This is a genomic window from Pseudomonas sp. FP215, from assembly GCF_030687795.1.
GTDB classification, from domain to species: Bacteria; Pseudomonadota; Gammaproteobacteria; order Pseudomonadales; family Pseudomonadaceae; genus Aquipseudomonas; species Aquipseudomonas salmasensis.
The window spans coordinates 3,443,126-3,468,453 of sequence record NZ_CP117447.1 but is presented as its reverse complement, the minus strand read 5'-3'; the positions used below and the strand labels follow the sequence as shown (position 1 = coordinate 3,468,453).

The window sequence follows — 25,328 nt, the reverse complement described above, 5'->3', positions numbered from 1 at the left end:
CCTGTTAGACTCCAGGCAATCACCCAGGATCGCCCCCACCATGCCAGCCGTCGGAGGAAAAGGACTTCCGCTCGCTTTGCGCTTGTACAAATCCCGCCTGCTGGGGCTGACGCTCGGCTTTGTGTGCGTGGCGTTCGGCATGTATCCGTTGAACCCGCCCTTGTGGGTGTGGGCCTGGATGCTGATCAACGCGTTCGTGTGGCCGCACCTGGCTTTTCAATGCTCGTTGCGTTCGGCCAATACCTTGCGCAGCGAACGCCGCAGCCTGCTGTTCGATTCCTTTTGCGGTGGGTTCTGGGTTGGCGCGATGCACTTCAACCCGCTGCCCAGCGTCACCACCCTGTCGATGATGAGTATGAACAACGTCGCCATCGGCGGGCCGCGCTTCCTGTTTGCGGGTTGGGCGGCACAGGCGCTAGGGCTGGGCACCGCGCTGATGCTGTTCACGCCCGGGTTTATCGCCGTGACCACCCAGGCCCAGCTGTATGCCTGCCTGCCGATCCTGATGCTGTATCCCCTGGCCCTGGGCTGGATCTGCTACCGCCAGGCCGTCACCTTGGCCCGCCACAAGCGTGAGCTGCTGGCCTTGAGCCGCACCGACAGCCTGTCGGGCCTGCTCAACCACGGCGCCTGGAAGGACCACCTGGACCTCGAGTTTCAACGTTGCCGCCAAGGCCCCGCCGGTGCCGCCATCGCATTGATCGACATCGACCACTTCAAGACCATCAACGACACCTACGGCCATGTGACCGGCGATATCGTCCTGCGCCAACTGAGCAAGGTGCTGCGCCAGAACCTGCGCACCACCGACCTGGCCGGGCGTTATGGCGGCGATGAGTTCTGCGTGATCCTGCCAGACATGCCCCTCAACCGTGCCACCGAGGTGATGGAGGCCCTGCGCGGTCGCTTCAACGCCTTGGCCTACGCCCAGGACCCGACACTGCGAGTGAGCTTGAGCATCGGCCTGGCGCCTTACCAGCCGAGCCACGCCGACTCCATCAGTTGGCTCAACGATGCCGACCAGGCGCTGTACGAGGCCAAGAGCAGCGGGCGCAACCGGGTCAGTTCAGTACAGGGCAGTTGGTTGCGGTCGGTTTAGTGGGGTAGGGTGGCCGGGCACCCTCCAACAAAAAACAAGGATCGGTCCATGTTCTTCTCCTTCCCGCAAACCCTGTTGGCCGCTACCCTGGCCTTGTCTTTCAGCCTGCCGGCCTACAGCGCTGAGCCCCATAAACAGATCCAGCAACAGGCCGAACAATACAAGGCCGAAGCCTTGAAGCTGCTGGAGCGCCTGGTGAATATCGACTCGGGCTCAGGCTACGAGCCGGGCCTGACCCAAGTGCGCGATATCGCCGTGGATGAGTTGAAACAGTTGGGTTTCACCATCGAACGGGTGCCGGATAAAGCCGCCAACAACAGCCATGTGATTGCCACCCTCAAAGGCACCGGCAAGGCCAAGATCCTGCTGATGGCGCATATGGACACGGTATTCAAGGAAGGCTCGGCTGCCGAGCGCCCCTTCCACATCAAGGACGGCCGCGCCTATGGCCCCGGCGTGATGGATGACAAGGGCGGCATCGTCGCGGGCATCTACGCGCTCAAAGTCCTCAAAAGCCAGGGCTTCAAGGACTACGCGCAGATCACCTTCCTGCTCGACGCCAGCGAAGAAACCGGCTCCGACGCCGCCTCCGAACTGATCCGCAACACTGCCAAGGGCCACGACGTGACCCTGAACCTGGAACCCGGTCGCCCAGCGGACGGGCTGGTGGTATGGCGCAAAGGCAGCGCCACCGCCGTGGTCGAAGTCAAAGGCAAAGCCGCCCACGCCGGCGTCGCCCCGGAGCTGGGACGCAACGCCGCCATGGAAGCCGCGCACCAGATCCTGCAACTGGGCAAACTTGGTGATGAAGACAAGAAAACCACCATCAACTTCACCGTGCTCAAGGCTGGCGACCGCACCAACGTCATCCCTGACCAGGCCACCGCCAAGGCCGACGTGCGTGCGGCCTTGCCGGAAGAGTTCGACCGGATCGAGAAAGACCTGGCCCGGGTTTCAGCCAACAAATTGATCCCGGAAACCGAAGTAAAAACCAGCCTGCAGCGTGGCCTGCCACCGATGCCGCAGACGGCCGAGTCGGATAAGTTGGTAGCGATTGCCCAAGGGATTTACGGCGAACTGGGACGCAAGTTGACCATCGAGGGCAGTGGCGGCGCGGCAGATGCCAGCTTGTCCGCCGGGGTAGGCACGCCGACGTTGGATGGGTTTGGAATAGTGGGGGGCAACATTCACACGTCGGAGGAATATGCCGAGGTGGAAAGTGTGGCGCCGCGGGTTTATTTGTTGAGTCGGATGATTATGGAGCTTTCCAAGCGCTGATCAGATCGAACGAAGCGGGTTTGAATGTGGGAGGAATGCCCGTCAGGCAAACGCAGATCCCTGTGGGAGTGGGCTTGCTCGCGAAGGCGGTGTGTCAGTCGCTGCATGTGTTACTGCACTACCGCTTTCGCAGGCAAGCCAGCTCCCACATTTGGGCTTTGTTGATTTGAGCGTTGTGTTCGCTTGGTTTTGTCGGATTACTTATCTGTTTTCGCTTCAGCGTGATAACGAATTAGACATTCAAGCAATGTTTTCATAAAGGCTCTGTTGTCGATGATTTCATCTTCGAAGTAAGTGTCAAATAGATAAAATACGGACTCAAAATTCTCGTCCGTGCTGAGAAAATGCTGGAGTGTGTTGATGTGCCATTCTCTTTCATCTTGCTTATATTTGATGAATTCAGGCTTAGTTAGCGTGTTGAATAACCATGTGAGTTCCTCGTGATGGTTCACGTTTATAGAGGTAATTAGCTCTTCTCGGTCCACACTTCTGGTGTTTTCGATGCAGTATGTAAAAAGCAGACCTTGGATTATGGAGAGGTTTGGCTTGAGTTTCATTCGAGATCCGTAAATGCTGTGATAGGTTGTCCATCTTCGTTTAAGAAAACCCTAGCCTTCTTCGTTTGGCGGTATTCGTATCCATCTCGTTTATACCCTTCTCCAACTATTTTTCCCATGTGCATAGGTTGTTTGGATGCCGACAAGTTGAGCGATTTGAAAATGAGCTGAGCACGGTAAATAGCATTCAACTGGTCTCTGTGGCTTAGAAAGTGAGTCGCCGCGCTTGGCGGTCTTGGCTCTCCTTGGCGTGGCCCTCTTAGGTGTCGCTCAATTTCCCCTGTGGTTGGGTTCCTCGCTGTTATTACCCGCTCTAGTTGAGACTCTAACGACGTCTGCGCACCGTGTTTTTCTAAGAAGTGTGCCCCTGGAATTGACGCTTCAAGCTCTGATAATCGCCGATGAGCATTTGATTCTGCTAGTTCATCAATTTTCGCCTGCCGCTGCGTGCGGGTCAGTTGCGGTAAGGCAGGCTCTCCGTGGTTAACACTCTGCGCAGGGTTTGGAGCACTGGTGCTGGGTTTACATCCGTCAGCACCAGGGCATGTATTCAAGCCTAGGGGGTCGACCCAACCCGTTGGATTGGGCACATACCGGTACCCATTGATCCCACCCGCCAGCTTCACTGGATCTGGCGTCAAGTAACGACCAATATCCGGATTGTAGTAGCGATGGCGGTTGTAGTGCAGCCCGCTTTCCTGATCGAAATACTGCCCTTGAAACCGTAGCGGATTGTCGATGTTGCCTACGTCGAGCCGGGCGATCTGCCCGTAGGCGCGGTAGTGGGCGGACCAGACGATGTCGCCTTCGGGGCTGGTCAGTTCCTGCGGGGTGCCGAGGTGGTCGAGTTGGTAGTGGTAGGGCGTTGTGGCTTGTGGGCCGAAGCCTTCCAGTAGCGCCAGTGGTCGAAAGCTATCCGGTTCGTAGAGGTAACTGCGATGACGCTCTGCATGGTGCTCGGCAATCAGCTTGTCGCCTTGCCAGAAAAACTCGGTGGTCTTGCCGTCCACGGTTTTGCTGATGCGCCGCCCAAATGGGTCGTAGCGATAGCTGGCGGTTTGGCCGTTCGGCTTTGTGATGCTGATTAACCGATGCTGGCAGTCGTAGCGGTATTCGGTGACGAGTTGCTGGCCCTTGCCACGCCGTTCGCGGATGAGGTTGCCAAAGGCGTCGTAGTCGTAATGGCGGTCGCCCTGGATCATCAGACGATTCGCCGCGACGATGTCTGGACCGGGACGGTCTTGCATCAGCAGGTTGCCGGCCGGGTTGTGGCCGAAGCGTTCCTGTATGTCTTGGGAATGGTCGGCGCGGGTCAGGCGGGCGAGGGGGTCGTAGTGGTAGCAGTGCTCGCCTTTGCGGGTGTCGAGCAGGCGGGTGAGGTTGCCGGCTTTGTCGTAGTCGTATTGGCGTTGGTAGAGGTGGTTTTGTTGCTGGGTCACCGCGTGGGCGTGTAGGCGGTGTTGGTCGTCGTAGTGGTAGTGGCTGAGCAGTTGGCCTTGCTGGCGCTGATGCTCTCGGCCGCTGTTGAATAGATGTGAGGTGAGCACGTCACCATTGAGTTGGACGGTGGCGAGGTGGCCGCCTTTGTCGTGGTTGAAGGTGACGCGGTTGTTGTCTGGCAGGCACAGGTTTTTCAGTTGGCCGCAGGCGTCGTAGCCGTAGCGCAGGGTGCCCCAGCCTTGGTGTTCGGCGGTGAGGCGGTTTTGGCGGTCGTATTCGTAGGCCAGCGCCCAGTGACCGTCTTCGACGCTGAGGAGGTTGCCTTGGCGGTCGTAGGCATAGTCGACAACGTTGCTGTCGGGGAGGGTTTTTCGTACGAGGCGCCCGGCGTGGTCACGTTGGTAGCGGGTAATGAGCTGACTGCCATCGTCGCCGTATTCGGTTTTCTCCAGCAGGTTGCCGTTGAGGTCGTAGGCATACGCGGTGCGTTGGCCGTCGAAGCCGGTTTCCTGGCGGATCAGGCCGTTGGGGTGGTAGTCGAGTTGGTAGGTTTCGCCGGCTTCGTTTTCGATCTCGGTGAGCAGCAGCCGAGTGTTGTCGTAGCGGTACTTGACCTGGGTGCCGTCGGCGTTGAGACGGCGGCTGATCAGGTGCAGGCCGTCGGCGTATTCGTAGCGGGTGACGTGGCCGAGTTCGTCGCGTTCGGCGATGATTTTGCCGTAGGGGTTGTAGCTGAATTCGCGGGTGGCGCCGCCTGGCAAGATGAGGCGAATCAGCCGACCGACGCTGTCCCATTCATAAACGGTCTGCGCGCCGTGTTCATCCTCACGAGCAATCTGTCGACCCAGATCGTCATAGCGATAACGCTTGATCCCACCCTGGGGCAATTGCTCCTCAAGCAACTGCCCACGCTCGTTCCACACCAGTCGATGACAACTGCTGTCGGGGTACCAAACCCCGGTCAGTTGCCCCTGTTTGTTGTAGCTGTAGTCAGTCGAATGGCCATCGGGATCAGTCTTGCGAATGACATCGCCTTGGTCATTACGCTCATATTTCCAGACCGCCTCGCCACGGCGCACAACCCGTACGAACCCATTGTCATGCTCGTAGGAAGTCGGCTCATCATCCCCCGGAAACAGCGCCACCAGGCGTCCGGCGTCGTCATACTGATAGGCCGTCACCGCGCCCATCGGGTCTTGCTCGACGGTCAGCCGGCCTTGGTCATCGTAGGATTTGTAATGCTGAGCGCCGTCCGGATCGATGCGCTGCACCAACCGCGCCCGATGGTCATGGACATACACCTCCTGGCTACCGTCGGCGTTATGCACGGTGACACGCCCGTCATCGCCCCAGGCATAACGCGTGTCCATCTGCGAAAAGTTCGCCCAATGCCGAACACAGCGTGCTGCCTTGCCAGCACGTTCCCATTCCCAGAAGAAACTCGCACCCCCGGCCAGTTGGCGTTCCAGAATGACGTGCTGATCGTCGTACCGATAGCGCTCGCTTTCACCGACAGCATTGGTCGCGCAAACCAGTCGTCCGTGTTCGTCATAGGCGTAGGAAACAACGTTCTGTTCGGTCTCCCACACGTAGGGCTCACGCCCTTTGGCACGATGCACCTGATAGTCCACCGCGACGATGCGACCCAACTCATAACGCAACAGCAACGAACGGCCAGCACCGTTATCCAGCCGCTCAATCCGCCCTGAGCGGTCCCGGCAAAGGCGCAGTCGGTTGTCATACGCATCGCTGATGGTTGTCAGCACGCCATCGCGAAAGTGATAGAAGCGCGAGGCCTGGGCCAGCACCAACTCGTCAGGCGCCGGACCCAAATAGATCGCCGCTTCCGCCAGGCTATTGGTGATCGCGGGCCGAGAGTCGGTGGGCAAGGGCAGGGTAGTCGAGCGGTTCTCATGGTCAGTCCACACCACTGAATCGCCCGACACCACCAGCCGATGGGCCAGCGCATGGCTCCAACCAAACCCCAACCCACAATCGACTTCCACCGCGCTGGTGCGATACAGCCGCGTCCACTCAAACGGCAAGATCCCGTCCAACGCACCATCGGTGAGGGTCAGCAATTCCTCGCCCGTGACCATCGACACCGGGCAACCGTGGGTAACGGTCTTGTCCGCTGGGGCCGCCGCATCCCCCTTCGGATTCGACGCCACCACCGGCACATCATCCACACGCTCTTTCTGCATCAGCACCGCGTTCTGCTGCGCCCGCCAGCGCATCTGCACCGTGCCTTGCTTCAGCCCACCTACCACCCCGCGAACCGCCACCGCTTTGTAGCGGTCCACCGCCCGCATGAACTTCGTGAGGATCGTCAGCACACCGGTCACGAAGCCCACGGCTGACTGAAGCACCCACGCACCGTACTTGACCAGGCGCATACTCAAATACGCTACGCCCGCTGCCGGCAGCGCGATGGTCAGCACCGCGCCAATCACCAGGTCAATCAGCAGCGACACCATAAAACCGGCGGCTGCTTGCGCGACTTCACTGGGCGGTAACGCCTCCAGCCAGATCATGGCGGTGCGCAGTAACAGGTACAGCGCCGCCTCATCACTGGCCAGCAACATCGCCTGTTCCATGACCCTGGGCGCATCAGTGGCGATTTGCGCCAACCTGGCCGCCTCGCTACCCAGTTGCTCGGCGTACTTGAGCGGGTCTTCAAGCATCGCCTGCACCTGCTTGACGCTGTCCCACGCGTCACGGATCGCCGCCCAACTGCCGGCCAGCACGCCGCTGCCAATTGCGCTGGCGGGGGATTGCTGCCAATGCGGTTTGAAGCCTTGCCACTGTTCGCGCAGCCATTGCTCCAGATCCGCTGTCAGCCCCGCATAGGACGCAAACAAGGCGTCGACTTGCTGCGCTGAAACACCGCCTTGAACCCTCACCTGATAACGCCCGCCGGCGGCGCAGTCGTGGGAACCCTCGCCGTGCTCGTCGAGCAGGATGACCTTGGAACTGCCGTCATCCAGCCCGATCACCTCAACCGGGATATTGCCGATCGGCACGTCGTACGCTGACTCGAACCTGCTCTGGATCTTCAGCACACCTCCTGCCGGACAGCGGGCCACGGTGGCAAAGTCCGCATCGCCAAGACTCACCGACTGCTGCGCATCCCCAGCCCGTAATACCCGGTCCATACCCAGCAATGACGGCATGTCCGCTGCATGACTGACCGTATCCAGCGCACGCGAATACCAGGCGCCCATCTGCTGGCGGTACTCCACCAGGCTCTGATGGAAACCATCCAGCTCGTGTTCGATAAAGGTAACTTGGGCTGCTTGGGTCATCCGCGACGGCTCCCCACGGGGGGCGGCCAGGTAACCAAGGCACTCACAGGAAAAACCATCTGCAATCCCTCGCACTGTTTGATCAGGCGAGGGACTTTGCAGAGGTTTACAGGGGAGGGGAGTAGAGCTTATCCGGCCGTTACGTGGGACGTTTCAGCAACCTTGTCGCGCAGCACCAGGCTGCACAGCGCCGGCAAAAACAACAGCGTCAACACCGTGCCCACCAGCACCCCGCCAATCAGCACATAGGCCAGCGACGACCAGAACACCGACAGTGTCAGTGGAATAAACGCCAACGCCGCCGCCAGTGCCGTAAGGATCACCGGCCGCGCACGCCGCACCGTGGCTTCGATGATGGCCTCGCGAATCGCCATGCCGTGGTCCTGGTTCTGGCGGATCTGGTCGGTAAAGATCAGCGTGTTGCGCATCAGGATGCCGCCGATGCCGATCAGTCCAAGAATTGCGTTGAAGCCGAACGGCTGGTTGAACAGCAGCAAGGTGGGCACTGCGCCGATCAGGCCCAAAGGCGCGGTAGCGAACACCATGAACATCACGCCAAAGGAGCGCACCTGGAACATGATCACCGTGAGGGTCAGCAGGATCATGATCGGAAACAGCGCCGCCAGGGCGACGTTGGCCTTGGCGCTTTCCTCAACCGGGCCGCCGATGTCGATTTTGTAACCGCTGGGCAACTTCGCGATCAGCGGTTGCAGGTCTTTGTACACGGCCATTTCCACATCGGGCGGTTGTACGCCGTCGATGATGTCGGCGCGTACCTCCACGGTGGTGGCGCGGTCGCGGCGCTTGAGGATCGGTTCTTCCATCACCGCCTGGAAATGCCCGACCTGGGCCAATGGCACCGAGGTGCCGGCGCTGTTGGTCAGGGTCATGTTGTTGAGGTTGCCCAGGTCTTCACGCTGGCTGCCCTGGGCGCGGGCCACCACCGACACGGTGCGGTTGCCTTCGCGCACTTCGGTGATCGGGTTGCCGCTGAGCAAAGCGTTGAGCTGGGACTTGACCTCGTCCGGCGTGAACCCCAGCAGGCGCAAGCGATCCTGATCCAGCACCAGGCGATAACCGCTGGCACGTTCGCCCCATTCGAGGAAGGTGTCTCTGGTCAGCTTGTTGCCGGCCACCACCTGACGCACGTCTTCAGACAGCCCACGCAGCACATTCAGGTCCGGCCCGGAAACGCGGAACACCACCGGGAACGGCACTGGCGGGCCGAAGACGAGCTGTGTGACCCGAACCCGCGCCGAAGGGAATTCGCCTGCCGCAATGCGCTCACGCATCCGCAGTTTCAGTGCGTCGCGGGCGTGGGAATCCGGCGTTTGCACGATCAACTTGGCAAACGCCGGGTCCGGCATTTCAGGGTTTAACGACAGGAAAAACCGTGGTGCACCGCCGCCCACATAGGTGTCGACCATGCTGGTCTGCGGCTCTTGCAACAGCGCCTTCTCCACCTGCGCCGCCACGGCTTCGGTGCTTTTGAAGGCGCTGCCGGGTGGCATATACACTTCCAGAATCAGCTCCGAGCGGTCGGAGTCCGGGAAGAACTGTTTCTTCACCACCGCCATACCCAGGCCGCACACCACGAACGCGGCCACCACCAACCCGGTCACCAGCCAGCGCCCACGCACGCAGGCTTCCACCAAGCTGCGCAGTTTCTGGTAATAGCGCCCTGCATAAATAGCATCATGCCCGCCGGGCACTGGCTTGATCTGCGGCAACAACTTCACGCCCAGGTAGGGCGTGAATACCACCGCGACCAGCCACGACGAAATCAATGCGAACCCGACAATCCAGAAGATATTGCCGGCGTACTCGCCAGCACCGGAGCGCGCAAACCCCACCGGCAAAAAGCCAATGATGGTCACCAGCGTACCGGTGAGCATGGGCGCGGCGGTGGAGCTCCAGGCATAGGTCGCCGCGTGAATGCGGTCAAAGCCTTCTTCGAGTTTGACCACCATCATCTCGATGGCAATGATCGCGTCGTCCACCAACAGGCCCAGGGAGATGATCAGCGCGCCGAGGGTGACCCGGTCGAATTCCCGGCCCGTGACCAGCATGATCACGAACACGATCGACAGGGTCAGCGGCACGGCGGCCGCCACCACCAGCCCCACGCGAAAGCCCAGTGCCAACAGGCTGATCAGCATCACCACCGCCAGGGCGACGAAGAATTTGAGCATGAATTCATTGACTGCCAGGCTGATGTTTTTCGCCTGGTCGGACACCTTGGCGAAGTTCACGCCCAGAGGCAGGTCGGCCTGGATCCGCGCTTCTTCGGCTTGCAGACTCTTGTCCAGTTCAAGGCCGTTCCAGTGCTTCTCCATGATCACGCCCAGCATCAGCGCCGGGTCGCCCTGATGGCGGATGCGGTAACTGGGCGGGTCTTCATAACCGCGGCTCACGGTCGCTACATCGGCGATGCGCAATACGCGGCCATTGACTTGCAGGGGCACGTTCTCGATCAGGGCCAGGCTGTCGAACGCGCCGTCGATGCGGATATAGGCGCGGGCGCCCGCGGTTTCGACGAAGCCTGAGGGCGCCACGGCGTTTTGTGCGGCGAGGGCGGCGAAGATCTGTTCGGGCTTGATGCCCAGGGTTGCCAGACGCTCATAGGAAAACTCCACAAACACACGCTGGGCCTGTTCGCCTAGGATATTGACCTTCTTCACCCCGGGCAGGTTGAGCAGGCCCTGGCGCAATTGTTCGGCCATTTGCACTTGCTGGCGGTGGGGCAGGTGTTCTGCCTCCAGGGCATACAACGCAAAGTACACATCGGAATATTCATCATTGAAAAACGGCCCGATCACGCCCTTGGGCAATTGCGCGGCTTCGTCGCTGAGCTTTTTGCGCGTCTGGTAGAACAGCGCCTGGATCTCGCTCGGGCGGGTGGATTCAAGGAAGGTCATGCGCATCGACACAAAGCCCGGCTGGGCGATGGTCTCGACGCGGTCGTAGTAGTCCAGTTCCTGCAGGCGTTTTTCCAGGCGGTCGGCCACTTGCTCCTGCATCTCCTGGGCGGTGGCGCCGGGCCAGGCGGCGGTGATGGTCATCACCTTGACGGTAAACGAGGGGTCTTCGGCGCGGCCCAGCTTGCCAAAGGCGAAGACCCCGGCGACGAGGATCGCAATCAGCAAAAACAGGGTGACGGCGCGGTGTTTGACGGCCAGTTCGGAGAGGTTGATCCCGCGCATACTCATTGATCCTGCTGACGGTTGAGGGCCAGCGCCTGGGCGGGCAGCAAGCGCACCGTGTCGCCGCTGTGCAGCAGGTGGGCGCCAAGGGCGACGATGGTTTGGCCGGGTGTTACACCGCTGTCGAGCAAGGCGTCTTCCTGGCCGAGGCTGGCGACTTTCACCGGGGCGAAGCTGATCTTTTGGTCATCGCCAATCAGCCAGACGCCCGTGCCTTGCCCTGCATCCTGCAAGGCGCCAATGGGCACGCGGGTTTGCAGGGGCTGGCCGTTGCCTTGCAGGCGCACGGTGATGGTGGAGCCGAGGGCGAAACGCTCGACCGAACCCTGCAGCACATAACGTGCGCGGTAAGTGCGGGTGACCGGGTCGGCGCTGGCGGACAGTTCGCGCAGGGTAGCGGCCACGGCCTGGTCCGCTGCGCCGAAGGGGAATGCCAAGGCTTTTTGCGCGGCCAGGTCGCGCTGGTTTTCCGGCAGGTTGACGATGGCTTCACGGGCACCGTCATGGGCCAGGCGCGCGACGATTTGCCCCTCGGCCACCACTTGGCCGCGATCGGCCAGCACGTCGGTGATGATGCCGTTGCCATCGGCCTTGAGCACCGAATACGTGCGGCGGTTTTCGATCTGGCTGGCATCCGATTGCGCCGCGGCCAGTTCAGCCTGGGCGACGCGCAGGTTGGTGGCCGACTGGTCGAAGATCTGCCGCGACACCGCGCCGGTACTGGCCAGGCGCTGGTAACGGTTTTCATCATCACGGCGCTGGCGCAGTTGCGCCTCGGCGGCGTTGACGCGGTTCTTGGCCGAACGCAGCGCCAGTTCGAAGTCGCCGATGTCCAGCACCAGCAGGGTGTCGCCACGGGAGACATGCTGGCCGGGGTCGACCTTGCGCTCGATCACCTTGCCGCTGACCCGAAAGCCCAGGTTGCTTTCAGTGCGAGCCGCCACCACGCCGGTGTAGGCACTTTGCTGGGTGCCGGCGGCTTCGACTTTGGCGGCAAGTACCGGACGTGAAACGGGCGCCTCGGCGGTATCGGCCTTGCTGTTGCAGCCATTAAGGATCATCAGCAGAGCCAGGGGCGTGAGAAGGCGCAGGGGGAGAGGGGGCATGGCGAACTCCGGAAACCATTGTGCAAAAAATTACGGGCGTAATTTTCTGCTTATATTATGGTTGAAATATAAATTAATCCAGCCCCCGATAATCCCAGTCAGCTATGCGCAGATCTCCTGTCAGTCACTGATGAATCAACCGAACCATCTACACATTTTTGTAGGTTGTAGCCCAACGCTAACCACGATGCGAAGCGAGCCGCTCTTGCTCTTGATCTGCTTTTGATCTTAAGCGCCCCGTCAAACCACGCTGGCCGGAATTCGACAGGGATTTGGGGGGTAAACCGGCAGGGATGCCGGTTTAGCCGCCCCGCGCCATGGATGGCGCGTGGCGGCGGCCCCCCAAATCACTGGCGGATTACGGGCACACCGAGCCTAAGCGAGGTGCCGAGTGGTGGGGCAAGAGCGTTTTGCTTACTTTTGCGCTTTTCAAAAGTGAGCCGCCGTCAGGGCGGAACCCTAAGTGGCCGTTACCGCAGCAATGGATATGTACACAATCCACCTGTGTTGACTGCAAGGCCGCCTTCGCGAGCAAGCCCGCTCCCACAGTTTGGACCGCGGGGTGTCAGGTAGATAGATATCGACTGGCAGGCCGTCATCGCAGGCAAGCCAGCTCCCACAGGTTAAAGCATTGTTCTGTATGTAGAACGATCAGGGCCGGTTTTGCCCTCTAGTGCTCAAGAGTGAGGCGAATTAAGCTGTACTCACTTTGGAGGTACACCATGAAAAAGCTGATTGGTATCTACACCAGCCCCCGCGCCCACTGGGTCGGCGACGGCTTCCCGGTACGCACGCTGTTTTCCTACGACACCATGGGCAAACACATCAGCCCATTCCTGTTGCTGGATCACGCCGGCCCCGCCGAATTCACCCCCACCGAACAGCGCCGTGGCGTCGGCCAACACCCGCACCGCGGCTTTGAAACCGTGACCATCGTCTACGACGGCGAAGTCGAACACCGCGATTCCACCGGTGCCGGCGGCAAAATCGGCCCGGGCGATGTGCAATGGATGACCGCAGCCAAGGGCATTCTTCACGAGGAGTTCCACTCCCAAGACTTCGCCCGTCGCGGCGGCGCACTGGAGATGGTGCAACTGTGGGTCAACCTACCGGCCAAGGACAAAATGGCGGATGCCGGTTACCAGACCATCGTCGATGGCGACATTCCGGTGCTGCCATTGGCGAACGACGCCGGCCACCTGCGCCTGATCGCCGGGGAATTTGCCGGCACTCAAGGTCCGGCCCGCACCTTCACGCCTATAGACGTGTGGGACTTGCGCCTCAACGCCGGTAAAGCAGTCACGCTGGACCTGCACGCCGGGCGTAATACCGCCTTGGTGGTGCTCAGCGGCACGTTGTTGATCAATGGCGAAGAGGTCGCACGCCAGGGGCAATTGGCGCTGTTCGAGCGCGACGGCAAGCAACTGACCCTGGAGTCCAACGACGACGCCAAGGTGCTGCTGCTCAGCGGCGAACCCATCGACGAGCCCATCGTCGGCCACGGTCCGTTCGTGATGAACACCGAGCAGGAGATTCACCAGGCATTTGCCGACTTCCAGTCGGGCAAATTCGGGCAGATGCACGCCTGACGATTCACCGCAAACCCCTGTAGGAGCGAGCTTGCTCGCGAAGAACTGCAACATACCGCGTTCAATCAGACAGCACGCGTCATCGTTGTGGTTTTTCGCGAGCAAGCTCGCTCCTACATTTTGTTTCCAGGGGTCTGATTTCATGCGATCTTCTCGGCATTCGCCCTGGAGTCGCCTGGATGCCCTCATTTATCGCTGATCACCCGATGCTATGCGCCGTGGCGTTGATCCTGATCGACATCGCCGTGTGGCGCCTTATTTCCCCCAACCTGGCCAACTGGAAAATCGCAGCGCGGCTGGTGATTTTCGCGGTGTTCAGTGCCGTGCTGTTCAACGACGGCATGAACCCCATGCAAGCGGCGCCCTATGCCGATGACACCACGTTGCACCTGGCCGCCACGGCATTGCAGATCGGCTGGTGGCTGTTTGCGGCGCGCACCCTCACGGTATTGCTCGGCGCAGTGATGATGCAGCGGGTCGGCCATACCGGGCGCTTGTTGCAAGACCTGCTGGGCGCGGTGATTTTCCTCATCGCGATCATCGCCGCCATGGCCTACGTGCTCGACCTGCCGGTCAAAGGCGTATTGGCCACCTCCGGCGCCGTGGCGATCATCGTCGGCCTGGCCTTGCAAAGCACTTTGAGCGACGTGTTTTCCGGGATCGTCCTCAATACCACCAAGCCTTACCAGATCGATGACTGGATCTCCATCGACGGCACCGAAGGCCGTGTTACGGATATCGACTGGCGCGCCACGCGCCTGCAAACCTCCCAGGGCAGCTTGGCGGTGATCCCCAACTCCCTGGCGGCCAAGGCCAAGATCATCAACTTCTCGCGCCCGGCAGACATGTTCGGCCTGGCGGTCAGCCTCCAAGTCAGCCCCCATGCGCGCCCGCAAACAGTGATCGAAGCGCTGGAGCGTGCGATGCAGGGCTGCCGGCCGTTGCTGGCCCAGCCGGCGCCCAGCGTGGCGTTCAAGGCATCCACTGGCAGTGGCGTGGAATATGAAATCAGCGGCTTTGTGCCGGCCATGGGCCTCAAGCGCGAAACCCGTAACCAGCTTTACGACCTGGCCTACCGGCATTTGCAGGCGGCGGGCGTGGGCCTGCTGTCCGCCACCGAAGGCAGTACGCCGCCTGCGGTGTCTGGCGCCCGCGCGTTGCTGGAGCGCTCGTCGATTTTCTCCACCTTGCGCCAGGAAGAAAAAGACACCTTCAGCCAGAACATGACCCTGCACACCTACCGCGCTGGGGACATGATCCTGGCGGCGGGGGAGGTCAGCGATCACCTGTTCATCATCGAGTCCGGCGTGGTTTCGGTGCTGTTGGTCAAGGACGGGCACAAGTTCGAGGCTGGGCGCATGGGCCCGGGGGAGGTGATCGGTGAGTCCGGCATTCTCTCCGACCAGGCGGCGCTGGCGGATTTCTCGGCCAAGACCTACTGCACGCTCTACCGCATCGAAAATGAATACCTCAAGCCGTGCCTGGACGCCCGGCATGATATCGGCGAAGCCATGAAGGCGCTGCTGGACTTCCGCCGCCATGCCGCCCAGGCCCTGACCGAAGACGCACCCGTGGTGCCGGTGAAGAAGGGCTTCATCCAGTGGCTGAGGAACCGTGGCCTGTAGATTGGTCACCTGTTCTTCGCCCGGATTGGCTATTTCTCCAGGACGCCGGGGTGACTAACCTGCTCACCCATCCCACTGTCCTGGAGCAACACCATGCACACCCGTACCGATTTCTACACCGCTTCCCCAGACGCCATGAAAGCCATGCTCGCCCTGGAAGCGGCGGTCGGCAAACTCTCCATCGAACTGCCACTGCTGGAACTGGTGCGCCTGCGCGTCTCGCAGATCAATGGCTGCGCGTTCTGCCTGGACATGCACACCGCCGATGCCCGCAAGGGCGGCGAAACCGAGCGCCGCCTGTACACCGTGTCGGCCTGGCGTGAAACCCCGTTCTTCACCCCGCGCGAGCGCGCTGCCCTGGCCTGGGCCGAAAGCCTGACCCTGCTCAGCCAGACCCACGCCCCGGATGAAGACTTCGACGCGCTGGCCGCCCAATTCAGCCCCCAGGAACAAGTAGACCTGAGCGTCGCCATCGCCACCATCAACAGCTGGAACCGCCTGGCAGTGGGCTTTCGCAAGATGCCCAAGTAAGCCCGTCAGTTGGCTTTGAAATAGTTTCGCGGCGTGGTGCCGGTCATGCCTTTGAAAAAGGCGATCAGTGCACTGTCGCTGGCAAAGCCCAGTTCAAAGGCGCAGTAGCCCAGGCTGCGCCCGATGGCAAGCAGTTCGATCATGCGCATCAGACGCCACTGTTGGCGCCATTGCTGATACCCCAGGCCGGTTTCCTTGAGGAAAATCCGGCCGATGGTCTTGGTGCTGGCGCCAATGTGCTGTTCCAGGTCCTGCAGCGTGGGGGGCAAGCGGTCAAGCTGGGCCAGCAGCGGCGCCAGGCGCTTGTCCCGTGGCAACGGCAACAGCATGGGTTGCGCCGCCGCGTGGCGGATTTCATCCAGGCACAGCCCGAGCAAATGGGCATAGCGACCTGCCTGCCAGTCGGTCTCGAACGGCGCCAGGGCCATGGGTTCCAGCACTGCCCTGAGCAAGGCACTCACTTGGATCACCCGCACCTGGGCCGGCAATTGCTCGGCCAGGGCCGCACTCACATACACCGACCGATAATCCACCGCCTGCTGCATCACCGCACGATGGGGCAGGCCGCCGGGGATCCAGGCTGCGCGGGTGGGTGGCAACAGGCACAGTTGATTGTCCAGGGTGATGCGCGTGCAACCTTGCTGGGTGAACAGCAGTTGCCCGCGCTGGTGCACATGCAGGCCCGAATCGTGATTGCCCAGCACCGCCGCGATGCCGATCACGGGCGCTGCGAAGGCATCGGGGTTGAAAGACGCGGTAGCGGCAAGCCAGGCCATGGGGTTGTCCGATTTGATGGATAAAGTGTCGAAGTCCGGATAATAGCCCAGCTGGCGCGCCCTAGAATCCGTCCGTTGTGTTTATGGATGGATCGTGTGATGACATTTAAAAAGTTGCTGCCGCTGACCATGGCCCTGCTGATGTTCCCGCAGTTGGCCCAAACCCTGTACAGCCCGGCCCTGGGCGATATCGGCCGCGCCTTTGACGTCGCGCCGGAACGCGCAGGGCAGACCTTGTCGGTGTATTTCCTCGCCTTCGCCCTGGGCGTGGTGGTGTGGGGCCGGCTGAGTGATCGTCTGGGGCGGCGGCCGGTGATGCTGATGGGGCTGGCGATCTATGTGGGCGCTTCGGCGCTGGCCTTGACGGTGACGACATTCAACGCCTTGCTGCTGGCCCAGGCCTGCGCGGCATTTGGCGCGGCGGTGGGGTCGGTGGTCACGCAGACGGTGTTGCGTGACCGTTTCCACGGTGCCGACCTGGCCCAGGTGTTTTCCGTGATGGGTATTGCGCTGGCCGCCAGTCCTGCTATCGGCCTGTTCAGCGGCGCGAGCCTGGTGGAATTTTTCGGTTACCGCGGCGTGCTCTGCGCGTTGTTGCTGCTCGCGGCGGTGTTATGGGGCTGGTGTTGGTGGGCCTTGCCCGAAACCCGTCCGGCCTCCTTGCCCACTGCCGCCCTTGGCCAGACGCTCGGCCTGATGCTCAAGGATGCCGGGGTATGGTGCTCGGTCGGGTTGGTCGCGGCGTTCAATATCGCGCTGTTCAGCTATTACAGCGTGGGGCCGTTTATCTTCGCGCAGCAAGGGCGTTCCACCGCCGAGTTCGGCTACAGCGGCGTGCTGCTTGCGCTGGGTTCCGGTTTGGGGGCGTGGCTGAACAAAGCCTTGCTCAAGCGTGGGTTGAGCGGTGAGCGGTTGGTGGTTGTCGCCGCAGCGGTGGCCGTGGTGGGGAGCCTGTTGGTGTTGGCCCTGCAGCACAGCTGGCTGTTGGTGTGGCCGATGCTGTTGGTGGTGCTGGCCTTCGGCATGGCGATTCCCAACGTACTGGGGGCGGCACTGGTCGATTACCGAGACCGCCTTGGCACCGCCGCCGCCTTGTTTGGCTTGCTGTACTACCTGGTGATTGGCGGCGGGCTGGCCTTGGTGACCTGGTCTCAGGATCTTGGCTGGAGCCTGTTGGTGTGCGGCTTGGCAGCGTTGTGGCTGGCCACGTCGCGGCTACTCAGAAGTTGACCGACGCACTCAAGCGCGCCGTCAACGGCGCGCCCTGGAACAGGTAGTCATCGCCCATGTATTCGCCTGCGTCGCGCCAGTAGCGCTTGTCGAACAGGTTATCGACGCTCAGGCGAAACACCGTTTCGTAGCCATCGACCTTGGTGGTGTAGCGGCTCCCGACGTTGACCACCGCGTAGTCGCCCACTTCCACATTGCCGGTGCGATTGGCGGACTTCTTGGCGCTGTATTGCACGCCGCCCAATACCGCCAGGCCGTTGACCCAGGGCAGGGCATAGTCGGCGTAGACACTGGCGCGCAGCTTGGGCACGTTGATCGCCTGATGGCCTTCGTACTCCGGCGTGCCGCTGCCGCTTACCCGCGCTCGGATCGCGGCCACGCTGGTGGCGATCTGCAGACGGTCGGTGGCCCAGCCGTTGGCGGACAATTCAATCCCGGTGTTTTTCTGCTGGCCCTGTTGCACGTAGTTGAACGTGCCACCTTCGGGCTTGGCGTACTGGTAAGCCTGGCGCGTCTGGAACACGGCGGCGGCGAAGCTGATACGGCGCCAGTCGTATTTCACCCCGGCTTCGAGCTGGCGTGAGACGGTGGGAGCGAGGGTTTCATCCGCATTGTTTGCAAACCACGGCGCGGTGCCACCCAGGGACAGGCCCTTGCTGTAGCTGGTGTACAACGAAACGTTGTCCACCGGCTTGTAGATCAACGAGGCCTGGGGCAGGAACACGTACTGTTGGGTGTGGCGCGTCTGGTTGCCGGTGACGCTGTCGAAGGCTTTTTCGTCCAGGCGCACTTCGCGGCCGCCGAGAATGGTTTGCCATTGCTCGTTGAAGCGGATGCGGTCGGTGACGAACAGGCCGTACTGGCGGCTGTCGAGGTTGCGGTGGCTGTCGTTCAACGGCTTGTCGGTCGGGGTAAAGCTTGGTACTTCTTGGTCGATATTGGCGGTGCCGATGAATTCGTTGACCGACTTGCGTTTGTCGATCACCCGGCGAAACGCGCTGGTGCCAAACGTCAGTTCATGGCCGATGCCGGCGGTGTCGAAGAGGCCGGTCATGGCCGCCTGGATTTCGTCGTCGCGGCGAGTGTCGTCCGGGCTGCGGTAGTCGTAGACGTCGTAATTGCCTTCGGGGCTGAAGTAGTTCGGCACGCTGGCGGCACTGCAACTGGCCGAACCATAGCAACCCCACGCAAACGAACTGTAGTCATCAATCACCACCTTGCTACGCGCCGCGCTGACACTGCCTTTCCACTGATCGCTGAAACGGTACTCGAACTTGCCGTTGAGGTTCAGCGAATCAATCCCCACCTGCTTGCCCCCCGTCTGGTGCCCCAGCAGTTTTTTCGGCGACGCATCATGGGGCACTTCGGTGCCGCCCAGCAGCTGATAACCGGGTACTGAACGCTGTTGTTTGTTCTGGTATTCAGCATCCAGTTGCAGCACGGCGTCGGGGCTGATGTTCCAGTCGAAGGCCAGGGACACAAAATCGCGCTGGCCGTTGGCGTGTTCCACATAGGAATTGAGGTCTTCATGGGCGACGTTGGCGCGCAGGCCGAACTGCTGCTCGCTGCCAAACCAGCCGCCGACATCGGTGGCGATGTAGCCACTGCCACGATCATCGGTGGACACCGTCACCGAGCGCACATCTTGAGGGCGCTTGGTCACATAGTTGATCACTCCACTGGGCTCGGAAATGCCGCTCTGCAACCCGGCCAGGCCCTTGAGTACTTCCACTTGCTGCTTGTTTTCCAGGGCGACGTTCTGCTCGCCCGTGATGGTGCGCCCATTGATCTTGTAACTGCTGGCCGCGTTCAGCGAAAAGCCACGCACCACGAAATTCTCGTAATAGCCAATGGGCGCGTAACTGTCGCCCACCGAGGCATCGTTGCGCAGCACTTCGCTGAGCAGGCGTGCCTGCTGGTCCTTGATCAGCGCGGCGTTGATCACCGTGATCGAGGCGGGGGTGTCCAGCAGCGGCGCTTCGTCAAAGCCACCCACCGACGCGGTTTCGTTGCGGTAACCCGACTCATCCTGGCCCTGGACTTTTACGGTCGGCAGCTCGATCTCTGCGGCCAGGCTGCTGCCGATGCCGCCACTAAGCAACAGGCCGAGGGCGAAACGTGAGGTGACGACGGGGCGGAAACGCAAAACCATGGGGCAAGGCCTTAAAGCGCTGGGCGGGGGGCGCATAAGCTAGGCATAACGGCGGGATTTTACAAGTTATGCAGCAGGGCTCTGCCACACCGTTGATCGAATGTGGGAGCTGGCTTGCCTGCGATGGCGGCCTGACAGCCGACGCCAATCTAGCTGACACCGCACGATCCAACTGTGGGAGCGGGCTTGCTCGCGAAGGCGGCCTGGCAGTCAACACGGTTGGATTGTGTGCGTATCCATTGCTGCGGTAACGGCTACTTAGGGTTCCGCCCTGACGGCGGCTCACTTTTGAAAAGCGCAAAAGTAAGCAAAACGCTCTTGCCCCACCACTCGGCACCTCGCCTAGGCTCGGTGTGCCCGGAATCCGACAGTGATTTGGGGGGCCGCCGCCACGCGCCATCCATGGCGCGGGGCGGCTAAACCGGCATCCCTGCCGGTTTACCCCCCAAATCCCTGTCGAATTCCGGCCAGCGTGGTTTGACGGGGCGCCTAAGATCAAAAGCAGATCAAGAGCAAGAGCGGCTCGCTTCGCATCGTGGTTACCGTCTGCTGTTACAGCTCAGAAAGTTGTGTAGAAGCCAGCTCCCACAGGGCATAGCGTTTCAACCAAAGCGCTTCAGCGTCTCGCTGGGCAGCTCCCGGAACAAAGCCCGATAGCTGTTGGAAAACCGCCCCAAATGCCAGAACGACCAATTCATCGCCACCTCGGCCACGGTGGTATCCGCGCCACTCATTAGCTCACGCCGCGCCCCATTCAACCGACGCAACCTTAACCACTGCGCCGGGCTCATCCCTGTGTAGGTCTTGAACCCTTGCTGCAATTGGCGCAACGGCACACCCGCAATCTGCGCCAGTTCCAACAGGTTGACGGTTTCATCCGGCGCATCCGCCGCCCATTCGCCGATGCGCGCCATCAAGCGGCGTTCTTCGCTGCGCTTTTGCAGCGAACTGCGGTCCAGACACACGCAGGCGTTATCGAGGATAAACAGGCAGTCGTCGAGCAATTGCTGGGTGAGCGCATCGCGGCTGATGGGGTCGGTGAGGGCGGACAAGCGCGTGAGCGTGCCACTGAGCCAGCGGGTGAACAGCGCGTTTTGTTGGCAGGTCAGCGGCGCCATGAACAGGCCTTCGAGTCTGGCCATATCCAGGCCCTGGCGCTGGACGAACTGTGGGCCAAACACCACCGCCACTTCGCGGTAGTTGACCGGGGTGATCCAGGTGTTGCGGCTTTCGCCATTGAGCAGGTACAGCGCGTTGTCACTGGCGTCGAAGCAAAACGCCAGGGCGCCGGCAGGGGCGTTGAAATGCTGCTCCACGCGGGTGTTCATGCACTCTTCGTAAACCTGCACGCCTTGCAGGTCGAGGTAGCGCACGCGCCCGGCAAAATGCCCGGGGGACATCTGCTGGTACTGCTGCACCCAGCCGGGTGTCGCACTGCATTGGGCGGCCACATCGCCGGTGGCGAAGGCCTGTACGCGCAAAGCGGTTGCCTGTGTCATGGGTGATCCGTGCGCACTCTATTGGTGCGTTGTGCTGCGTGCAAAGTGGATAGATGCCGTTTCAAGGCTGGCCCAAGATAGACCTCAATGCGCTGGGAGTACAAGCCAGCGTCGCATCCCACCCAAGACGAGGTCCTTATGAACGCCCCCTTCGATCAGCTGTCCGCCTGGCTGAAAGAACACAAGATTACCGAGGTCGAATGCGTGATCAGTGACTTGACTGGCATCGCACGCGGCAAGATTGCGCCCACCAACAAGTTCCTGCATGAGCGAGGCATGCGCCTGCCGGAAAGTGTGTTGCTGCAAACGGTAACCGGGGACTTTGTCGACGACGATATCTATTACGACCTGCTGGACCCGGCCGATATCGACATGATCTGCCGCCCGGCAGCCAACGCCACTTACGTGGTGCCGTGGGCCATCGAACCCACCGCCATCGTGATCCACGACACCTTCGACAAGCAGGGCAACCCTATCGAGCTGTCGCCGCGCAATGTGTTGAAGAAAGTCCTGCAGCTTTACACCGACCAAGGCTGGCAGCCGATCGTGGCGCCGGAAATGGAGTTCTACCTGACCCAGCGTTGCGAAGACCCGGACCTGCCCTTGAAAACACCGATTGGCCGCTCCGGCCGTGCCGAAACCGGGCGCCAGTCGTTCTCTATCGACGCGGCCAACGAGTTCGACCCGCTGTTCGAAGATGTCTATGACTGGTGCGAAGCCCAGGGCCTGGACCTCGATACGCTGATCCACGAAGACGGCCCGGCGCAGATGGAAATCAACTTCCGTCACGGCGACGCCCTGGACCTGGCCGACCAGATCACGGTGTTCAAGCGCACCTTGCGCGAGGCCGCCCTCAAGCACAACGTCGCCGCCACCTTCATGGCCAAGCCGGTGGCCGATGAGCCGGGCAGCGCCATGCATTTGCACCAGAGCGTGGTGGAGATTGCCACCGGCAAACCGGTGTTTGTCGATGCCGATGGCGCCATGAGCCCGCTGTTTTTGCATCACATCGGCGGCCTGCAGAAGTACATCCCCATGCTGTTGCCGATGTTCGCGCCCAATGTGAACTCGTTCCGCCGCTTCCTGCCGGACACCTCGGCGCCGGTCAACGTCGAATGGGGCGAAGAGAACCGCACCGTCGGCTTGCGCGTGCCCACTTCCAGCCCGGAGGCGATGCGCGTGGAAAACCGCCTGCCGGGGGCCGATGCCAACCCGTACCTGGCGATTGCCGCGAGCCTGTTGTGCGGCTATCTGGGGATGATCGAGCACATCGAACCCAGTGCTCCGGTGGAAGGCCGCGCCTATGAGCGCCGAAACCTGCGCCTGCCGTTCACCCTCGAAGATGCGCTGGCGCGCATGGAGGAGTGCGACACGGTCAAGCAGTACCTGGGCGAGAAATTCGTGCGCGGCTATGTGGCGGTCAAGCGCGCCGAGCATGAAAACTTCAAGCGAGTGATCAGTTCCTGGGAGCGTGAGTTCCTGCTCTTGAGCGTCTAAAAACAAGCATAAAAGGGGTGACGATATGCGTCTTGTGAACAAGCTTCTCCCATTGGCCCTGGCCGCGGCGTTCAGCAGTGCCGGCCAGGCGGCACCGACGGTGAGTGTCTACAACTGGACCGATTACATTGGCGAGACCACCTTGGCGGACTTCCAGGCCAAGACCGGCATCAAGGTGATCTACGATGTGTTCGACTCCAACGAGACCCTGGAGGGCAAGTTGCTGGCCGGGCGCACCGGGTATGACGTGGTGGTGCCGTCCAACCACTTCCTGGCGCGCCAGGTGAAGGCCGGTGCGTTCCTCAAGCTCGACCGCGCGCAGTTGCCCAACTTCAAGAACCTGGACCCCAAGCTGCTCAAGTTACTGGAACAGAACGACCCCGGTAATACGCATTCGGTGCCGTACCTGTGGGGCACCAATGGCATTGGCTACAACGTCGACAAGGTCAAGCAAGTGCTGGGTGTCGACCGCATCGATTCGTGGGCCGTGCTGTTTGAACCGGAAAATATCAAGAAGCTGCATGAATGCGGCGTGGCCTTCCTTGACTCGGCGGATGAGCTGTTCCCGGCGATCCTCAACTACATGAGCAAGGACCCACGCAGCGAGAATGCCGAGGACTACAAGCAGGCCGAAGCCAAGCTGCTGACGCTGCGGCCGTACATCACCTATTTCCACTCATCCAAGTACATCTCAGACCTGGCCAACGGCAATATCTGCGTGGCTTTCGGTTATTCCGGTGATGTGTTCCAGGCCGCCAACCGCGCCAAGGAAGCCAAGAATGGGGTGAACATTGCGTACTCGATCCCCAAGGAAGGCTCCAACCTGTGGTTCGACCTGTTGGCGATTCCGGCCGACGCGAGCAACCCTAAAGAAGCCCATGCGTTCATCAACTACCTGCTGGAGCCTGAGGTGATTGCCAAGGTCAGCGCTTCGGTGGGCTATGCCAACGCCAACCCGGCCGCTAAGCCGTTCATGGCCCCGGAACTGGCGAACAACCCTGAGGTGTACCCGCCCCAGGAGGTACTCGACAAACTCTATATTTCCACCACGCCCACGCCGGCGACCATGCGCGTGATGACCCGCGCCTGGAGCAAAGTGAAGTCCAACCGATGATGCAGTCCAACGAACATGCCCAGTCCTATTACCGCGCTTCGGCGAATGCCATGGCGCAGCGGCCCGCACTTGAGGCAGACCTGAGCGCCGATGTGTGCGTGATCGGCGGTGGTTTTACCGGGGTCAACACCGCCATCGAACTGGCCCAGCGCGGGCTCTCGGTGGTGCTGCTGGAGGCGCGCCGCATTGGCTGGGGCGCCAGCGGGCGCAACGGCGGGCAATTGATCCGCGGCATCGGCCATGATGTTTCGGGGTTTGCCAAATACGTGGGCGAGGAGGGCGTGCGTTATATGGAGCGGGCCGGTATCGACTCGGTGGCCCTGGTGGGCCAGCGCATTGCCGAGCACGGTATCGACTGCGACCTGCGCTGGGGCTATTGCGAACTGGCCAACACCCCGGCGCAGTTCGCCGCGTTCAAGGGCGAACAGGCGCACCTGGCGGCCATGGGGTATGCCCATGAAACGCGGCTGGTCGGCCCGCACGACATGGCGCAGGTGGTGGGCTCGACGGTGTATGCCGGCGGCCTGGTCGACATGGGCTCCGGGCATCTGCACCCGCTCAACCTGGTGCTGGGTGAAGCGCAGGCGGCCGAGGCCCTTGGGGTGCGTATCTTTGAGCACAGCCCGGTGCTGGAGCTGATCCACGGCGATACCGTGCAGGTGCGCTGCGCGAGCGGCAGCGTGCGCGCGGCCAACCTGGTGCTGGCATGCAATGCCCATCTTGAAGAGCTGGAGCCGCGCTTGAGCGGCAAGGTACTGCCGGCGGGCAGCTACATCATCGCCACCGAGCCACTGCCTGAGCCTGTGGCCCAGCAGTTGATCCCACAGAACCTGGCGCTGTGCGACCAGAAAGTCGGCCTGGATTACTACCGGCTGACCGCCGAGCGGCGCCTGTTGTTCGGCGGTGCCTGCCATTACTCGGGGCGCGATCCTCAGGACATCGCCGCGTACATGCGCCCGAAGATGCTCAAGGTGTTCCCACAGTTGGCCAACACGGCTATCGAGTTCCAATGGGGCGGCAAAATCGGCATCACCGCCAACCGCTTTCCCCAGGTCGGGCGGCTCAAGCAGTACCCGAATGTGTTCTATGCCCAAGGTTATTCCGGCCACGGCTTGAACGTGACGCACTGGTGCGCGCGGTTACTGGCCGAAGGGATACACGCGGGTGCAAGCCAGGGCCTGGATATCTTCAGCCAGGTGCCGCACATGACCTTTCCCGGTGGCAAGGCACTGCGTTCGCCACTGCTGGCGTTGGGGATGTTGTGGTATCGCTTGCGTGAAGCACTCTGATTGATCGTTCCCACGCTCTGCGTGGGAACGCCGCCGCG

The 25,328-nt window shown here is 61.4% G+C and carries 16 protein-coding genes; 9 read left to right on the top strand and 7 right to left on the bottom strand.

The features are described from left to right. Positions 1-40 precede the first annotated feature (40 nt). Positions 41-1,099, top strand: coding sequence for a diguanylate cyclase (locus tag PSH76_RS15510; RefSeq protein ID WP_305492505.1), 1,059 nt, complete (start codon positions 41-43; stop codon positions 1,097-1,099). 48 nt (positions 1,100-1,147) lie between these two features. Next, positions 1,148-2,377 carry a M20/M25/M40 family metallo-hydrolase gene (locus tag PSH76_RS15505; protein WP_305492504.1) on the top strand — a complete coding sequence of 410 codons (1,230 nt, stop codon included), beginning with the start codon at positions 1,148-1,150 and terminating at the stop codon, positions 2,375-2,377. 197 nt (positions 2,378-2,574) lie between these two features. Here the strand turns inward: PSH76_RS15505 and PSH76_RS15500 are convergent, their stop codons facing one another. The 4 genes from PSH76_RS15500 to PSH76_RS15485 all read right to left on the bottom strand — a co-directional run bounded on the left by PSH76_RS15500 (position 2,575) and on the right by PSH76_RS15485 (position 11,988). Then, a complete protein-coding gene (locus PSH76_RS15500) occupies positions 2,575-2,934 on the bottom strand; it encodes a hypothetical protein (protein ID WP_098951864.1) in 360 nt (119 codons plus the stop codon). Continuing rightward, positions 2,931-7,679 (bottom strand): RHS repeat-associated core domain-containing protein, encoded by a 4,749-nt coding sequence (locus PSH76_RS15495; protein WP_305492503.1) that lies wholly within the window; start codon positions 7,677-7,679, stop codon positions 2,931-2,933. The genes PSH76_RS15500 and PSH76_RS15495 overlap by 4 nt, the downstream gene beginning before the upstream one ends. A gap of 128 nt (positions 7,680-7,807) precedes the next feature. Beyond that, on the bottom strand, positions 7,808-10,882 hold the full coding sequence (locus tag PSH76_RS15490; protein ID WP_305492502.1) for an efflux RND transporter permease subunit: 3,075 nt from the start codon (positions 10,880-10,882) through the stop codon (positions 7,808-7,810). Positions 10,883-10,884: 2 nt separating this feature from the next. After that, a complete protein-coding gene (locus PSH76_RS15485; RefSeq protein WP_305492501.1) occupies positions 10,885-11,988 on the bottom strand; it encodes an efflux RND transporter periplasmic adaptor subunit in 1,104 nt (367 codons plus the stop codon). 722 nt (positions 11,989-12,710) lie between these two features. On the opposite strand from PSH76_RS15485, the gene PSH76_RS15480 reads away from it, so the two are divergent. From PSH76_RS15480 to PSH76_RS15470, 3 genes are all read left to right on the top strand, one after another. Then, positions 12,711-13,577, top strand: a complete 867-nt coding sequence (locus PSH76_RS15480) for a pirin family protein (RefSeq protein ID WP_305492500.1) — start codon at positions 12,711-12,713, stop codon at positions 13,575-13,577. A 179-nt stretch (positions 13,578-13,756) separates the two neighbouring features. Next, complete coding sequence (locus PSH76_RS15475) at positions 13,757-15,202, top strand: mechanosensitive ion channel family protein (RefSeq protein WP_305492499.1); 1,446 nt, start codon at positions 13,757-13,759, stop codon at positions 15,200-15,202. Between the two features lie 93 nt (positions 15,203-15,295). Beyond that, a complete protein-coding gene (locus tag PSH76_RS15470) occupies positions 15,296-15,733 on the top strand; it encodes a carboxymuconolactone decarboxylase family protein (RefSeq protein ID WP_032892239.1) in 438 nt (145 codons plus the stop codon). A gap of 5 nt (positions 15,734-15,738) precedes the next feature. Here the strand turns inward: PSH76_RS15470 and PSH76_RS15465 are convergent, their stop codons facing one another. After that, a complete protein-coding gene (locus PSH76_RS15465) occupies positions 15,739-16,509 on the bottom strand; it encodes a helix-turn-helix domain-containing protein (protein WP_032892237.1) in 771 nt (256 codons plus the stop codon). A gap of 99 nt (positions 16,510-16,608) precedes the next feature. Between PSH76_RS15465 and PSH76_RS15460 the strand changes: the two genes are divergently transcribed. Next, positions 16,609-17,739 (top strand): MFS transporter, encoded by a 1,131-nt coding sequence (locus PSH76_RS15460; RefSeq protein ID WP_032892236.1) that lies wholly within the window; start codon positions 16,609-16,611, stop codon positions 17,737-17,739. On the opposite strand, the gene PSH76_RS15455 is transcribed toward PSH76_RS15460, so the two are convergent. Next, on the bottom strand, positions 17,729-19,891 hold the full coding sequence (locus PSH76_RS15455; protein ID WP_305492498.1) for a TonB-dependent siderophore receptor: 2,163 nt from the start codon (positions 19,889-19,891) through the stop codon (positions 17,729-17,731). The genes PSH76_RS15460 and PSH76_RS15455 overlap by 11 nt on opposite strands. Positions 19,892-20,493: 602 nt before the next feature. Further along, entirely contained in the window at positions 20,494-21,390 is an 897-nt protein-coding gene (locus PSH76_RS15450; protein WP_305492497.1) for a helix-turn-helix domain-containing protein, read from the bottom strand. Positions 21,391-21,528: 138 nt separating this feature from the next. Here PSH76_RS15450 and PSH76_RS15445 point away from each other — a divergent pair, with 138 nt between their 5' ends. Genes PSH76_RS15445 through PSH76_RS15435 form a run of 3 tightly spaced genes read left to right on the top strand, consistent with a single transcriptional unit; the run spans position 21,529 to position 25,290 of the window. Beyond that, positions 21,529-22,887, top strand: a complete 1,359-nt coding sequence (locus PSH76_RS15445; protein ID WP_032897477.1) for a glutamine synthetase family protein — start codon at positions 21,529-21,531, stop codon at positions 22,885-22,887. 25 nt (positions 22,888-22,912) lie between these two features. Beyond that, positions 22,913-24,001: a polyamine ABC transporter substrate-binding protein gene (locus PSH76_RS15440; RefSeq protein WP_305492496.1), complete on the top strand. Its 1,089-nt coding sequence runs from the start codon at positions 22,913-22,915 to the stop codon at positions 23,999-24,001. Continuing rightward, positions 23,998-25,290: an FAD-binding oxidoreductase gene (locus PSH76_RS15435; RefSeq protein ID WP_305492495.1), complete on the top strand. Its 1,293-nt coding sequence runs from the start codon at positions 23,998-24,000 to the stop codon at positions 25,288-25,290. The genes PSH76_RS15440 and PSH76_RS15435 overlap by 4 nt, the downstream gene beginning before the upstream one ends. The last annotated feature ends 38 nt before the right edge of the window (positions 25,291-25,328 follow it).

Bases quoted from the DNA above. Each gene is read 5' to 3' on its own strand.
- PSH76_RS15480 (WP_305492500.1), top strand. From the start codon at position 12,711: ATGAAAAAGCTGATTGGTATCTACACCAGCCCCCGCGCCCACTGGGTC.
- PSH76_RS15490 (WP_305492502.1), bottom strand. From the start codon at position 10,882: ATGCGCGGGATCAACCTCTCCGAACTGGCCGTCAAACACCGCGCCGTC.
- PSH76_RS15465 (WP_032892237.1), bottom strand. From the start codon at position 16,509: ATGGCCTGGCTTGCCGCTACCGCGTCTTTCAACCCCGATGCCTTCGCA.
- PSH76_RS15450 (WP_305492497.1), bottom strand. From the start codon at position 21,390: ATGACACAGGCAACCGCTTTGCGCGTACAGGCCTTCGCCACCGGCGAT.
- PSH76_RS15435 (WP_305492495.1), top strand. From the start codon at position 23,998: ATGATGCAGTCCAACGAACATGCCCAGTCCTATTACCGCGCTTCGGCG.
- PSH76_RS15460 (WP_032892236.1), top strand. From the start codon at position 16,609: ATGACATTTAAAAAGTTGCTGCCGCTGACCATGGCCCTGCTGATGTTC.
- PSH76_RS15500 (WP_098951864.1), bottom strand. From the start codon at position 2,934: ATGAAACTCAAGCCAAACCTCTCCATAATCCAAGGTCTGCTTTTTACA.
- PSH76_RS15495 (WP_305492503.1), bottom strand. From the start codon at position 7,679: ATGACCCAAGCAGCCCAAGTTACCTTTATCGAACACGAGCTGGATGGT.
- PSH76_RS15505 (WP_305492504.1), top strand. From the start codon at position 1,148: ATGTTCTTCTCCTTCCCGCAAACCCTGTTGGCCGCTACCCTGGCCTTG.
- PSH76_RS15470 (WP_032892239.1), top strand. From the start codon at position 15,296: ATGCACACCCGTACCGATTTCTACACCGCTTCCCCAGACGCCATGAAA.
- PSH76_RS15475 (WP_305492499.1), top strand. From the start codon at position 13,757: ATGCCCTCATTTATCGCTGATCACCCGATGCTATGCGCCGTGGCGTTG.
- PSH76_RS15445 (WP_032897477.1), top strand. From the start codon at position 21,529: ATGAACGCCCCCTTCGATCAGCTGTCCGCCTGGCTGAAAGAACACAAG.
- PSH76_RS15510 (WP_305492505.1), top strand. From the start codon at position 41: ATGCCAGCCGTCGGAGGAAAAGGACTTCCGCTCGCTTTGCGCTTGTAC.
- PSH76_RS15485 (WP_305492501.1), bottom strand. From the start codon at position 11,988: ATGCCCCCTCTCCCCCTGCGCCTTCTCACGCCCCTGGCTCTGCTGATG.
- PSH76_RS15440 (WP_305492496.1), top strand. From the start codon at position 22,913: ATGCGTCTTGTGAACAAGCTTCTCCCATTGGCCCTGGCCGCGGCGTTC.
- PSH76_RS15455 (WP_305492498.1), bottom strand. From the start codon at position 19,891: ATGGTTTTGCGTTTCCGCCCCGTCGTCACCTCACGTTTCGCCCTCGGC.